General features: G+C 55.1%; 10 protein-coding genes. 6 read left to right on the top strand and 4 right to left on the bottom strand.

The window, feature by feature from the left end; all coding sequences use genetic code 11:
• The first annotated feature begins 36 nt into the window (after positions 1-36).
• A complete protein-coding gene (locus Mal52_RS01100) occupies positions 37-2,787 on the top strand; it encodes an efflux RND transporter permease subunit (RefSeq protein ID WP_145373769.1) in 2,751 nt (916 codons plus the stop codon).
• A 93-nt stretch (positions 2,788-2,880) separates the two neighbouring features.
• Here the strand turns inward: Mal52_RS01100 and Mal52_RS29525 are convergent, their stop codons facing one another.
• Complete coding sequence (locus tag Mal52_RS29525) at positions 2,881-5,958, bottom strand: sigma 54-interacting transcriptional regulator (protein WP_197533624.1); 3,078 nt, start codon at positions 5,956-5,958, stop codon at positions 2,881-2,883.
• A gap of 697 nt (positions 5,959-6,655) precedes the next feature.
• On the bottom strand, positions 6,656-7,075 hold the full coding sequence (locus Mal52_RS01090) for a 6-pyruvoyl trahydropterin synthase family protein (RefSeq protein WP_145373768.1): 420 nt from the start codon (positions 7,073-7,075) through the stop codon (positions 6,656-6,658).
• A 266-nt stretch (positions 7,076-7,341) separates the two neighbouring features.
• Between Mal52_RS01090 and Mal52_RS01085 the strand changes: the two genes are divergently transcribed.
• Positions 7,342-7,944 (top strand): hypothetical protein, encoded by a 603-nt coding sequence (locus Mal52_RS01085; protein ID WP_145373767.1) that lies wholly within the window; start codon positions 7,342-7,344, stop codon positions 7,942-7,944.
• Between the two features lie 83 nt (positions 7,945-8,027).
• The gene (locus Mal52_RS01080; RefSeq protein ID WP_145373766.1) at positions 8,028-8,513 is read left to right on the top strand and encodes a hypothetical protein; all 486 of its coding nucleotides are present in this window, start codon (positions 8,028-8,030) and stop codon (positions 8,511-8,513) included.
• Positions 8,514-8,613: 100 nt separating this feature from the next.
• On the opposite strand, the gene Mal52_RS01075 is transcribed toward Mal52_RS01080, so the two are convergent.
• Positions 8,614-9,015: a hypothetical protein gene (locus tag Mal52_RS01075; protein WP_145373765.1), complete on the bottom strand. Its 402-nt coding sequence runs from the start codon at positions 9,013-9,015 to the stop codon at positions 8,614-8,616.
• Between the two features lie 416 nt (positions 9,016-9,431).
• Here Mal52_RS01075 and Mal52_RS01070 point away from each other — a divergent pair, with 416 nt between their 5' ends.
• From Mal52_RS01070 to Mal52_RS01060, 3 genes are all read left to right on the top strand, one after another.
• The gene (locus tag Mal52_RS01070; protein WP_145373764.1) at positions 9,432-10,304 is read left to right on the top strand and encodes a sulfotransferase family protein; all 873 of its coding nucleotides are present in this window, start codon (positions 9,432-9,434) and stop codon (positions 10,302-10,304) included.
• A gap of 529 nt (positions 10,305-10,833) precedes the next feature.
• Positions 10,834-11,499 (top strand): hypothetical protein, encoded by a 666-nt coding sequence (locus Mal52_RS01065; protein ID WP_145373763.1) that lies wholly within the window; start codon positions 10,834-10,836, stop codon positions 11,497-11,499.
• Positions 11,500-11,556: 57 nt separating this feature from the next.
• Positions 11,557-12,552, top strand: coding sequence for a polysaccharide deacetylase family protein (locus Mal52_RS01060; protein ID WP_197534582.1), 996 nt, complete (start codon positions 11,557-11,559; stop codon positions 12,550-12,552).
• Between the two features lie 596 nt (positions 12,553-13,148).
• On the opposite strand, the gene Mal52_RS01055 is transcribed toward Mal52_RS01060, so the two are convergent.
• Positions 13,149-14,549 carry an arylsulfatase gene (locus Mal52_RS01055; protein ID WP_145373761.1) on the bottom strand — a complete coding sequence of 467 codons (1,401 nt, stop codon included), beginning with the start codon at positions 14,547-14,549 and terminating at the stop codon, positions 13,149-13,151.
• Positions 14,550-14,613: the final 64 nt, after the last annotated feature.

The raw sequence follows: 14,613 nt of genomic DNA, 5'->3' as shown, positions 1-14,613 counted from the left end.
CGGCGGGCCATCGTTTACCGCCGCGAAAGTTACCGTATGAGGCATTTTTTCGAGAGGCGAGGTCCCGGCGGGATGGGGCTGGCCCTGTGGGTCGTGGTGGGTATGGCATTTATTGCTCCCATCGCCGTACTGGGTCTCCGCGACGTCGAACTGGAAAACAACGTCGGCGATTGGCTGGAGCCAAACAATCTGCAGGCCCGCAAGTTCCGCTGGCTGGAGAAGCAGTTCCCGCACGAAGATGCGGTCTTGGCCTCCTGGGATGACAGCCAGATTGGCGATCCCCGGCTGGAAGAATTTGCCGAGAAACTGCAAGGCAAGGCCGACTCCAACGGGCGCCGACGAGGCGGGCTGCCGTTCATTTCCAAGGTCCGCACCCCGCTGGAACTGCTGGACCGGATGGAACAAAACGACGTGACGCGCGACGAGTCGCTGGAACGACTGTCGGGCGTGTTGATCAGCGCGGGCAAACTGCGGCTGGTCCTGTCTGAAACCGGCAAGCACCGCGAAAAGGCGGCGCGCGCGAAAATCGCCGAGTGGGCGAAATCAGAACTCGGTTTAGAGGTCGAAGTCCTGGATAAAATTCAGGACAAACTGCTCACCGACACCGAAGACGCCACCGACGAAGAAAAACTGGAAGAAGTTCTCGCTTCGCAGCACGATCTGCGCGTGAGTTGGCCCGGCATGAAACCCGGAATCCCGGAAACGATCGCCTTTCAGGATGCGATCCTCGATCTACGATTCGAGGATACTGAGGGGGACCAACCCACGGAACCGATCGTAGAGGATGCTTTCTTCTACCCGGGCGCGCCGGTGGCGGTCGTCATTTATATCAACGAAGCTGGAATGGCCGACAAGGGAGAAACCATCCGGAGCATTCGTGCCGCCGCTGAGGAGGTCGGAATTGCCCCGGAAACATTGCATCTTTCCGGCGGCGCTGTGGCCGCTTCGGCGCTCAACCAGGCAGTCATCAAGTCGTCGTGGAACACAAATTTTCCGTTGTGGATGTTACACCAACGCTCGGTGATGATCCTCTCCGGTTTGGTGGGGCTGTTACTAACGTTTTATATGATGCGCAGCTTTCGTCTGGGACTGATGGTCCTGGCCGTTTCGTATTTGACGCCACTCGTCACCGTAGCCTTGGTCCCCATAACAGGGGGGAGCATGAATATGGTGCTGATTGTGATGCCGTCATTACTGTTAATGCTAACAATTTCCGGCAGCATTCATGTCGGCAATTATTGGAAACACGCGGCGGCGCGCGATATGCGAACGGCCGTCGTCGAAGCCGTCGAAATGGCTCGCAAGCCATGTATGCTCGCCAGCTTCACAACGATCATAGGGCTGTTGTCACTGGCGACCAGCCATCTCACGCCCGTGCGTGATTTTGGTTTGTACTCAGCGGCCGGCATGCTCATTTCGCTGGTGATGGTTTTATATGCCCTGCCCTCGCTACTGCAATTGTGGCCGCCCAAGCAGCCCAAAGTCGAAGAAACCGAGCATCTTTATTGGCGAAATTTGGCAGATTGGATCACTGAACATAGCACTATCGTGACCTGTGTTTTTCTTGTGGCATGTGTGGCAACGACCTCCGGCTTGGCTTACTTCCGCACCGAAACCAAGGTGATCAAGTATTTCCCGGAGACATCGCGGGTTTATCAGGACTATGCGTTTTTAGAAAACAACCTCTCCGGGGTGGTACCGGTCCAAATCGTTGCCAAATTTGCGGACGTGAAACGGGGCGGGCCGAACTTTGCGGAGCGTGCCCAATTGGTGCGTGACCTGCAGGCGAAAATCTCGCAATTGTCCGATGTCAGCGGAACCATGTCGTTGGCCGACTTTCTGCCCACGCCCGAACCGCTGCCCGAGGACGCCTCCCGCTTAGCCCGCCTGCGGGAACAAACCGCCGCACGGGCAATGGAGACCCGTGTCAAAGAGGACAAAAACCACCAGGCGCAAACCTTGCTAGTCGTCGCTGAAGAGAAAACTGACTTTAGCGAACCGGGGGATGAGCTGTGGAAAATCACGGCACAAGTCGCCGTGCTCACTGATGTCGATTACGGTGACTTGATGGCCCAGATGGACCAAATCAGCGCCGAAGCATTACGGCTAGAACCAACCGCGGGACATGTCGTCACCGGCATGGTGCCGCTGTTTTTAGAAACCCAACAAGAAGTTCTGAACAGCCTGATCACCAGTTTCGGGCTAGCGTTTGCAATGATCGGTTGCGTGTTGATGGTCGTGCTGCGGCATCCGCTGGCAGGATTTTTCGCCATGCTGCCGAATGTGCTGCCGATCGGCATGGTCTTCGGCATGATTTCGTGGTTTAGAATTCCAGTGGACATTGGCACCATGATCACCGCTTCGGTAGCACTGGGGATCGCCGTCGACGGAACCGTGCACCTGCTGACGTGGTTCCGCACCGGGATTTTTGACAACCTCACCCGCAAGCAATCTATCGCACAAGCATTAGAGCATTGCGGACCGGCGATGTTTCAAACCAGCATTGTCACCAGTTTGGGACTGATTGTGTTGTACCCAGCGGAGTTGTTATTGATCAGCCGTTTCGGCTGGTTGATGGCATCGCTGATTGGCATGGCGCTGGTTGCCGATGTGATTTTGCTTCCCGCATTGTTGGCCGGGCCGCTGGGGACGTTCATCGAACGTCAAGTGCGCAAGTCGATGCCGACAATCGTCCGCGCTGAACCAGCACCAGCCTCCACGAGTTCAGTTTCACTGAAGCCGCACATCAGCCCCACGCGCGCCAGCATTTCACAGCACCGCGATTAAGACGAGAACGCAAAGCTGATCCGAGGTGGATTCGACGTGGATCCAAGGACCGCAACAGTTCGCCCACCAAGTCGTGGGCAAAGTGCGTTCGCGTTACGAAATACGGTACTTTTTCAGCCGGCTGTAATACGTGCTGCGGGGCATGCCCAACAGTCGTGCAGCGCGGGCCTTGTTTCCCCCACAGCGCGACAAAGCATCGCGAAGTTGTTGTTCCTCGTTGGCGCCGTTGTCTCCCACTGCGGCAGGCACCGCGACGGGGACCTTCTCCGTTTCCCCTCCCGCGACCGGCTGCTTTCCGCTGGGAGCGTGCCGCTTTTGGCTCCCGAGTTGTAACTGCGATGGATTGGGGAACAAGATTTCCCGCGGCAGATCGCCGGGTGTGATCACCTCGTCATCGGCCAGCACCACCGCACGTTCGATCACATTTTCCAGCTCACGAATATTCCCCGGCCAGGGATACTGTTTGAGGATGTCGACCGTTTCGTCATCCAAGTGAGATATCGGTTTGCCGATGCGTTGTGCAGCACGACCCAAGAAATGGCGAGCCAATTCAAAGATGTCATCGACACGATCGCGCAGCGGCGGCAGCGTCATGCTGATGACGTTCAATCGATAATACAGGTCTTCACGGAAACGGCCTTGCAGGATCAGGCTTTCCAGATCCTGGTGTGTCGCCGTCACCAACCGTACATCGACTTGAATTGTCCGCGTTCCGCCCACCGGTTCGAAGGAGCGTTCCTGCAGCACCCGCAACAGTTTGACCTGTGTTTCCAGGGAGATATCACCAATTTCATCCAAGAACAACGTACCACCGTTGGCCATCTCAAAGCGGCCCTCTTTGTCGCGGTGTGCGCCGGTAAAGGCCCCTTTGGAGTGGCCGAACAGTTCGCTTTCCAGCAAACTGGGAGAGAGCGCCGCACAATGCACGCGCACCATCGGCCCTTCGTGCCGCGGGCTATTCATGTGCAATGTTTGGGCCAGTAACTCCTTGCCCGTTCCACTCTCACCCCGAATCAGCACCGACGATTCGCTGTGCGAAACCTTTTGAACCGTGTCTAGCAACTGGCGGATAGCCTTGCTGTTGCCGCGGATCAATTCGTTGCGGAAACCTCCTTGAACGGTGATCTTCTGCGGATCGCGACTTCCCATGATTTCTGATTGAAGAATCGAAATCTGCCGCTGTTGCTCGGCAACCCGCTCCGTTTTTAGTGAAAGTTCCTTGTTCAACCGCGTAATTTCATCGTGCACCTTCGAGCTGTGCAAGGTCATGATCTGACCCAACGCGGTGAGGAATGTCAGATCCTCAGCCGTGTAGGCACTGTCGTCTCGTTTCCGCCCCAGCAACACGAACCCCGCCAATTCCCCTTCCATCTCCAGTCGGTGAATGAGGTCGACATCCAATTCGCGCAGGATCGTTTGAACCTTCGACCGGGGGCCACGTCCGCCAAGTGATGTTCGCTGCAGGCTGGCGTTTTCCAACAGAGGGATCGTGAGTTCAGGATCGTTTGCCAGCCGGGCGGGAGGTGACATGTCACCTTGGACGGCAATCAAGTTGAAGTCTTCGTTCGGCCCTGACCGTAAATAGACGGCCGCTTGGTTGATGTGCAGCACATCGTGGCAAGAAGTCAGCATCTGCTGCCCCAGCGTCGCCGGGTCGCCCAGATGATCGCCCAGGTGGGCGACCGCTTGATTCATCCCCTGCATGACCTTGTCGAGTTGGTACTTTTCACGATAGAAGCTGCGATCCAATGTCTGCTGCACACGATCGCGGATCCACCCCAGCAAAATGACCGCCACCAACACAACCGGCGTGACCGAGATCACCTGATGCAGGAACTGCATGTCCTGCATCATGCCCAGCAGGCTGCTGAGGGTGATTGCCAAGCTATAGACAATCAGCACACCGAAGCTGAGCAGGAAGTACAACGTGCCGCGGCTGAACACCTGGTCGACCAGCATCAGCTTGTAGCGGATGATCCCCACCGCATAGGCCATCATGAACAGCAAACTGGCAATAAACATCGGGAATCGCGCATGCCCCACAGCGAATTCGACCCGGTCATTGAGGGCTAACAGCAGCGTATAACCCACCGGCAACGTCGATGCGGCCGCTGCCCACAAGATCCACTTCACCTGATTGTGCTCAGCGGTGTTCTTGGTCGTTTGGTAACTGTCGTAGAGTGCATATAACGTGGCGACAAAATAAACGGTGGCGACGGCTAGGTATCCGTAGATCGATTTTTGTATGTAGGAGAGCGTGAATAACAAGTCCCCCAACGCGTAGGCGTCGCTATGTGCGTGTTGCCAAGCCGAATAGCACAACAGTGTCACCATGCCGGTCGTCGCAGCGAGAGGCAGCGCATAAATCGCCGCAAGAATCGTCCGCGGATGGCGGGCAAACCAGGGTTTACGGTGCGGAAAGACCAGGAAAAAGTGCAGCGTGACCACCGGCACCAGCATGGCGCAGATGGCAAAGGGAATATTCAACCACAACCGTGCGGCGATCACCCACCAGTGATATCCACCAACAAATGCGACAACGGTGACGATGCACATCGCAAAGAACATCCGGGCCGCTGCATCAAACGGACGTTTCCAATACGCCATCGCCCCCACGACGAAGATCCCCAAGTGCAACGTGAACCACACCAGCGACAGACTCAACGCCCCAAGCGGCAACCGTTTTTCTTGGAGAAATGGGGAATACGGGTCACTGGGATCGCCATCCTCTTTGAAGAACTCGACTTCAATCCAACGTTCATGCGAGGGGAGTTTTTCAACGATCGGCCCGGCATGCTCTTCAGAGTCACTGGTCTGAGGCACGAACGACCCCACTGGAGTCGGGGTCGAACGCAAGTTGGCGAGGGCTTGTGTGAACTCTGTAAAGGTCCGCACCGGTTGCCCACCAATACTGAGTAGTCGGCTCCCCTCTTGCGGGCGGTCGCCATCGGTCGTCACATCGAAGACGCGATCGATGCGGACACCGACCTCATTTTCAGGGTGTTCCCCAGCTGCGACCAAGTCCTCTTCGTTGGGCATCAGACAGCGCAGCCCGAGATCGCGACTTTGGCTGACAAAACCAAGGACGATAATCGAGTAGACCAGCACGGCGATCCCGGCCAGGACCAGAGGCCATCGTCGCGCCGGTTTGAGCCCGTCATATCTCGCCATTTTACCTATCCAAAGCGCCGAATAGCGCCGAAATAAGGTGTCGACACCCGTAAATATCGGCGCCGAAGCGAGCGCCGAACCAATGACACTATTATTACCCGAATCGTGGGGCAAATTCAAACGAATCCTGGTCCCAGAGTAGACCACAAAGAATTAAATCGACGCAAACCACTGCAATAAAGCACGTTGCAAACATTGGACTACTTTTATGTTTTCAGCGCCCGGATCGCAAATCTGGCGAGGTTTTGAACAATTCGGCAAAAAACAAAACGTCACACTGGTGACGAACGATTGTTTGGCACGCACATTGCATATTAGAAATCACAGTTACGGAAGTTTAAACACGATATTTCAGCATGGCCTCTTGCATAAAACCAATCAAGAAGCCCTCTGCTCACGATACCCAGCCTAGCCCCTTGTGAAAGCGTGGATCAGAGACAAAACTTGGTATGCAATAGGGTCCCCTAAGTCGCAACCGACCCACACCGCGATTTAGCCTACCGCCTGAGAATACTCAACCAAGCTCTTTGTCTTTCCGCTTTCCAGGGGCTTTCTTTATGCGCCGTCGAAATCGCACCGCGCGCAATCCCCCCCGCACAAAAACCCGCCGGTCATTGATCACGATTTCGCATCTACACGGGGTGCCCCGCAATTTGACAAGGCGCTGGAACGAGCGTTTCCGACAGCGTTTATCCGCTCAGTGACTCGGACTCGACCATTCGCCGTAGGTGGCTGATGATTTGGGAGTCTCCCACAAGGTGACTTCTCGGACCGGCAGGTTTTCGGAATTCGCGAACTCGTAGATCAGCCGTGCGATATTCTCTGCCGTCGGATTGTGGCGAATCACGTAGACCGGTTCGTTCAATTCCTGGAGCATGGAGAGCGCCGGGTCATCCTCATGCAGAATCATGCGGTGGTCCAACTCCGAATCGATCCAGGTGGCGATGGACTTTTTGATGTCCGTGAAGTCGATCAGCATCCCCCGATTGTCGAGGTCAGCCGCCTCCAGGGAAATCTGCACCCGTCCATTGTGCCCATGAAGGTTCCGGCATTTGCCGGCATAATTCAGCAACCGGTGGCCATAACAAAAGTCGATCTGCTGGGTGATTCGATACATATCGGTTCCGAGTTCCTGCATATAGCCCGGTCAGCGGGACGGTGTGGGTCATGAGGTTTAGACTGGCATTTTAGACGATTGCCCCCCAGGGGAACAGTGGGGCAGCCTCAGATGGGAGCGGCTGGAGGCAATACGGGTCCCGGGTGAATCATGTCGCTGCTCAGTGGCATCAGCGACAGCGATATTGATGTTGCGCTCGGCAGCTTATGTTATAAATGTTGATCCGCCCGCAAACCGTAGCCCCAAGACGCGCACAAGGCTTCGCAATGATCGACCAGCTTCAAGAATGCATCGACAATTATGGACCGGCTCCGCGGCGGTTTTCGATGTGGGACCGATTGACTTATCAGCGCGTTCCGAAACCCGAATGGCTGCTTGCTTACCCGTCGGACAGATTGACGATCATTTTCGATCATGTGAACGAGGTGTTCCGCAATGGGAAGGTCGTCTGGGGCCACATCCTACAAGCCAACGCCTTAATCTTCCAAGACGGGGATGATAATTGCCCGGGAGAATTGGTCTATTCGCTAGACGATCCAAGCAAAGTCAGCTACGTGCATTTGGCAAAGGTCGCCTACACGCTGCATACCCTAAAAGGGACGATCCCCGATGATCCCGATCTGGCACGCATCGCTGCCTATTTGACCGACGAAAGGGTGCGCGTCTATGGATTGCCCGTGCCTCGCAGCGTCAGCCCCACCACGCGCTGCCAGATTTCAACGACGTTTTTTGTCCGCAAGCATCTCCCCGAACGGAGACTTTGCTCTCCCTTGTTACCGATCGTAGTGAACCCACAAAAGCCATTCGTGGCCATGCCGTTGCCGGAAAAATATTGGCCCGATGAACTGATTGAATGGTGGTTGGAATAGCTCTGACAGGCTTGCGTTCAACGCATCACCTAATCGTTTCCCGCATAGGGCCACCTCGGAGCCAGGAGAGGTTAGAACGCATTATGAAACCAACAGCCACACGCATCGCCCGCTATTTTACATGGAGTTTCTGTGCAGTGGGACTTCTGTGGTTGGGTTGGTTGGCGGTCAAGATCGACGTTGATGAAAAAATTCATGAGAATATTCAAACCGTTCCCGTAGTCGGCAAGGTTCTCAACGAACTAACAGCTTTCGGCCCCGTCTATGCGAACTTTCGCACTCATCCCCATGGTCGTACCACCGGCATATTAACCGGCCACTGCTCCCAAGAGGCGTTTTGGGAGATTAAAACAAACTGGAATATGGACCCGTTGGAGATGGACTCTGAGATGTCGAAACATTTCTTGGAGATGGTTCCAGCAAACAATCGCCCCGGAATAATACCATCGGATTTCGACATCGGTGGCGTTCATGGATCTCGCATGATTGGAGAACGAGAAGTCCGTTTACAGGGTGCCTATTTCCCAAATGGCGAGCGTTACATTCTGAAAGTCCAAACGTCGTACTAGTGCCGTAGTGGTTGCCCTAAACGCAAAAAATGGCTGGGGCGGAATAAACCGTCCCCAGCCATTTTGGGTTTCAATACTAATTTCGCATCGTGGCAATCGTTTAATAGGCCCCTGGCGGGATGCACGGGGATTGGGTCGTGTCGGCACTGCCTTCGCCGAACGGGCCGCACCACGAACCGCGCCAACCGTGCAGCGGGCCGTCGGGGTATTCCCCTTCCCAACGATAGGCAAACATCACGTTGAACAGCGCCCAAGACTCACAACAAAAGCCTTTGGCGACGCCCAAGAGTCCACAATTGACATCGGACCCGTCGCCATCGCAGGCGGAACCGACGTTGCTATAGTTATCTTGATAATACGTACCTTGAGTTTCACCGTAGTAGGATGCCTCCTGCCCACGGATCACTTTGTCTTCAACATCACCCGCTTTGGGAACGGCTTGGCAGCCTCCCAAAGTGATCATAAATACTGCCGCAACTGCGGCTTGCAACTTCCCTGTCATGGCGGCTCTCCCCTGACGGCAACCGAACGCTGGTACAAAAATCGAATCCGTGACGTTCTTGGTTATCGGCATTCGCATGAGAGGGCCTATAGGGATTGCCGGGGTATTCTCGGTAGAATGGGTGATACTTGGTGTGAGGCCTGAGGCTTGAGGGAACAGGCGTGAGGGAAGGCTGTGGTCCGTAGGCTTTAGACTGTAGGAAGATAGAGGTGTACGCGGCAATTCCGTCGGCCTGCGGTCTTCGTTCTGGCCACCGGCCACTCCCTTTTTTCCTCACGCCTGTCCCCTCAAGCCTCACGCCTCCGAAGACCTCATCTTGACACAATTCGCGTACCGACGTAGAACGCCGGTCCAATTGAGATACGACGTTATCTCATTGAATAGAACTCCACTCCCAACGCAAGGATGCGTGACCGATGCCCGCCACCTCCGCCGTGCCGCCGGCCACCCGTTTGGATCCCAAAACCGACCAATACGGCAGCTATGTTTCACAGGATGCCGGAATTGTGATTGGCTGTTGTTCCCGCAGCGGTTCGTCACTGTTTCGCGTGATGCTCGACAGCCATCCAAAATTTGCCGTTGGCCAAGGTTCGCGAATCTTCGTGGAAACCCCCGATCCGCAGCGACTGGTCAATAACTTTGGCGTCACACGAGAGTACGTCGACGAATTGTTGGCGACCTCGCAGGATCAAGCGCACTTCATCGAACGGTTCATGCGCGGTTTGGCGCAGCGAGAGGACAAACCGATTTGGGGTGATAAAGCGCCGCCCAACATTTATTACATCCCCTACATCTTCGAGCACTTCCCCAACGCGCGATTCATCCACATCATCCGCGACGGCCGCGACGTCGTTTGCTCCTTGCGGACGCATCCGAAATTCAAATACGAAAACGGCCGCACGATCGAATTGAATACCTGGAAACCGATCGAAAACTGCATTACCTCCTGGGTGAATTACACCCGCAAAGGCCTCGCAGCCCGCGGCCAAGCAGGTTACTACGAAGTGCACTACGAAGAATTGGTGCAACAGCCAGAACAAACCATGCGCAAGGTCGTGGAGTTCCTCGGCGAAGAATGGGACGACCGCGTGCTGCGGTATCACGAACTGGAAAGCACCACCCGCGATTTCACAGCCATGCCGGTCTCCGCCGACGCCGTCGAACCAATCTCCCACAAAGCCCTCGCTCGCTGGCAGCGCGACATGACCGACGAAGATAAACAAATCTTCAAAGACAAAGCAGGCGACTTGTTGATCGAACTGGGCTATGCGACGGATAACGATTGGTAGGTTTTTTTAGCCACGGATGAAGACGGCGCGGCGGAGTCGCTACCAAAACGACGTTGTTTTTAGCCACAGATGAAACACGGATCAAACACAGATTCGAGGGCGTCGGAGTACAAATTCCCAAACCGACGGCTTGCCGTCGTGCATGGCGTTCCTTGTCGAGCAAGTTGACTCAATAAAATTACACGCAAAACAAAAACTCAATCGTTCACGGTAATTTCCCAAACGACCACTTCACACGCGAACATCTATGAAACCGCAATTAGCTGGGCTGATCATGTTTGTTGCGGCTATTGCAACAACGATTGCCGGTTGCTCACCATCGCCACAGCCAATGGATGTGGTTCCTGCCGACAATCACATTCTGTCGAAACCTCACTATTGGAAACCCAACTCAGCCTTGTCAGCACTGGTGAGCCTGCAGACGGAAATCGTTCAACAAGAACTGAATCTCAATAATCAGCAGCAGGAACAAATTCGCCGGTTGCGACAATCGTTTGATCGCGACGCTCGGCAATTGAGCGAGACCTACGTGGCGGAGTATTTGGAGGGCAAACACCCCCCGCCCCTGGATGCAGAACTCACTCGACTGCTGGAACCGTCCGTCCATGTGCAGCTCAGCGAAATCCTGACAACGCCTCAACGGGAACGTTTTGTTCAAATTGAGGCTCAAGGGTGGGACATATTTCTATTTGAGGACCAAGAATACACTGATTATCTAGCGATTAATGATTCACAACTGAAGACGATTAACGACATCGTGGAGCGGAGCTTTGAACAGAGGCATGCGTACGACAAGAATTATTCAGAAAGCTACCAGAAGGCAGTTGGCTCAAAGTTTGTATGGGCTGATTCACCCAAAATCGCGTTAGCGGAAATTCACAACAATGAGTTTGGCAAAAAGTATTCGCAGGCATTTGACGAGGCGATTGAAGCCCATGATGAACTGCACCGCGACGAGATTATCGCGTTAGAAAAAATTCGCGATGCTGGTCACCGTAAGGTTCGTTTACAAACCTGGGACAAAATCCTATCCGTATTGAACCCCCAGCAGCGCCAACAATTGGACGAATTGTGGGGAAAGAAAGTGGACTTCGATCAGTTGCTCGAACAAACTGAAAAGACCGCAATTAACGTTCGATATGATGTGCCTCCTGGCTCGAAACAGGTTCTGAGCGGAAATGTATACATCCGGTAAGCCATCGATCGAATCGTTGTTTCCCAAATATCAACTAACCTCAAAATGAGAAATCTCGTGTTGAATCCTCGCGCGATCAGCGGTCACCTCCTCTCCGGTATTCACCGCATTCGACAAAGCCTAAAAACCGGCCCCAAAAAACACCCGCACTTTGTTGTGATCACGATCGACAACGAAGCCCGCCGCGAACGGAGTCCTGAGGCGCCTGTGGATCGGTTGTTTTGGGGGCGTTATCAAGGCCGCGAATATGGCATTCCGATGATCATGGACATGGCGGATGCGTTTGGATATCCCGCTATCTTTTTTACGGACACATTGACCGTGCGGTCCTACGGCAAGGAGCCGATTCGGGAAGTCTGCCAGGAAGTCTTGCGCCGCGGGCACGACTGCGCACTGCACTCGCATCCGGAGCTGCACATTCCCGACTATCAAGACCGCTTCGATTATTATTGGACGGACGAAGGGGTGCGGAGTTGGTTGGGAGAGGCGTCCGACTACTTGGCGGAGTTCACCGGTCAGCCGACCCGCGCGTATCGCGCCGGCGGCTATCGCGTGTCACCGGCATCGTTTCGTGCGATGCGTGACATTGGAATCGAAGCCGATTTTTCATCGCTGCTGGGACACAAGCAGTGCATGATTGATGCATCGTATTGTAATAATGGGGTCCGCAAATATGACGGCGTCTACGAAGTTCCGGTCTCGGTGTATCACGACGTGAAAGGGACGCCGCGAAAGTTGGACGTGAATTGGCGAACACCGGAAACGTTTCGTTGGCACCTGCAAGAAGCGATGGCGGCGGGCGTGTTGTGCACAACGATCTTCTTGCATTCTTGGTCCTTCCTGAAGTTCGACGCCACGTGGCTCGAAGCGACCGAAGCGGTCGGTGTGGACGAAGAGGCGATCGCGAATTTCCAAGGCATGTTGGAAGTCGTCAGCGAAACGCCCGGCACGCAAGTCGTCACGTCGCTGGAGTTGATCGACTACTTAAAGGCGAACCCCGACGCTCTGAATGCCCCCGACACCATCCCCGCCATCCGCCCCGCCGCTGCGTAGCACATCGCAGGCCTCGGTTGCATTGCAAGGTACCTTTGCCTGTAAGACGGCAAGGAGTTTGGGGTAGCCGCGATGGCGCAGACATCGGGGCGGGCGCAGCCCGCAAGAAGCCGCCATTTCCGCGCTCTATAACCAGCAAATTCTCGATGGCAGAGATCGCTGATACTGCTGCGTCTTGTGCTATTGCGTTGCCCTCCCTCGGGGAACTGCCGGTGCTCAAAGGGGTAGGCAGTTTTTGGGGTGAAGTGGAGAATCGCTTGTGGTGCGAAAACCCTCACCCCGGCCCTCTCCCAGAGCAATCAATTGCATCTACGAGATAAGTAATCAAGCAAGTGTTCGGATGGTATAGAGTTCGGGGTAGCCGCGATTGCGGCAGCAATCGGGGCGGGCGCAGCCCGCACGAAGCCGCAATTCCCGCGCTCTGAAACGAGTAAAGTCTCATCGGCAGGGACAGCTGAAACTGCTGCTTCTTGTGCCTACGGCACACCGATTGCCGTTGGCAATCGCTGCCACCCGATGATTGGTTCCCCTTGTATAGATGCAATTTGTTGCAGAGGGAGAGGGAGATAGTGTTGTAGGGTGGGTTGAGCCCCATTTTATTTTCGGCGGCGTTGGCGTTTTTTGAGCGGCCAGTGTTTCGATTCGCTGCGTGCGCCGGCCAGATATTCTTCCAGCTCCGCCACCAATTCGGGATGTGCGTCGGCGATGTTGTTGGTTTCGCCCAGGTCTGTCTCGAGGTTATACAGTTCGAGCGGCAATTCGGGGGAGAGTCGCACGGCTTTATATTTGCCGCGGCGGACTGCTTGTTTGCTGCCCCGTTCGTGGAACTCCCAATACAACTCGTCGTGCTGCTGTTGAGGATGCCCGGCACGATCTTCGCCGACCAGCGTGGGGACTATCGAGAGACCGTCGATCCCTTCGGGAGCAGCGGCGCCGGCGAGTTCGGCGGCTGTCGGTAGGAAATCCCAGAACGCCCAGGGCAGATCGCTCAAAGTCCCAGCTTCGATCACTCCCGGCCAGCGGGCGATCATCGGTACGCGAATTCCACCCTCGTAGAGATCTCGTTTGAACCCGCGGAGCGGACCGGAACTATTGAAGAACTCGAGCTTCGAGCCACCTTCCTGTTGCGCGCCGTTGTCACTGGTAAAAAACACGAGCGTGTTCTCATCGAGGCCCAATTGGCGAATTTTATCCATGATGCGTCCCACGTCGCGGTCCAGCATATGGATCATCATCGCCCGCCCTTTTTCAGGGTTGGGCCAGCTTTCATTCGCATAAGGACCGTAGTTCGGGACCTCCATGCCATCACCGGTCGCGCGCCGCAACTCGTTGTTGACGTGCGGTAACGTGAACGGGACATAGAGAAAAAATGGTTTGTCTCCCACGTCGTCAAGGAATCCCAGTGCGCGATCCGTGACGATGTCGTGCGAATAGATCGCCTTTTTGCTGGCGACACCTTTCTCGGCGACATTTCCGACCAAGGGAAATTGTTGTTCGTTGTCCCACAAGTATTCGGGATAGTAGTTGTGTGCATGGCCTTGGTTCAGATAGCCGAACCAATGCTCAAATCCTTGGCGATTCGGCAACCCCGTGGTTCCCGGTTCGCCCAAACCCCATTTACCAAACATTCCGGTGACGTATCCCGCATCGCGAAGCACTTCAGCGACCGTGACATCGCCGGGGCGGAGCGGCACGCGTTGATTTCCGCGAACACGGCAATGTCCCGTATGCAGGCCAGTCATCAACACGCAGCGCGAGGGAGCACAGACGGTGCTGCCCGCATAGACATCAGTAAATTTCAATCCCTCGGCGGCCATCCGGTCGATGTTCGGCGTCCGCAAAATTTTCTGCCCATAACAACTCAATTCGCCATAACCCAGATCGTCCGCCATGATGAAGACGATGTTCGGTTTCTTTGGCAACGACTCCGCCGCAATACCGGTTGCGGAGAGCAAGGGGACAATGGTGATGGCCAATACAACTAAACGACAGAGCATAGCAGAGTCCTCGTGCCCAATGGCGCGGCGGTTTGGTGAAACGAACTTGGTGGTTGAACTGGCG

The organism is Symmachiella dynata (genome assembly GCF_007747995.1).
Taxonomy (GTDB): Bacteria; Planctomycetota; Planctomycetia; order Planctomycetales; family Planctomycetaceae; genus Symmachiella; species Symmachiella dynata.
Note: the sequence above shows the minus strand (reverse complement) of the source record. Positions and strands in the feature narration are given on the sequence as shown.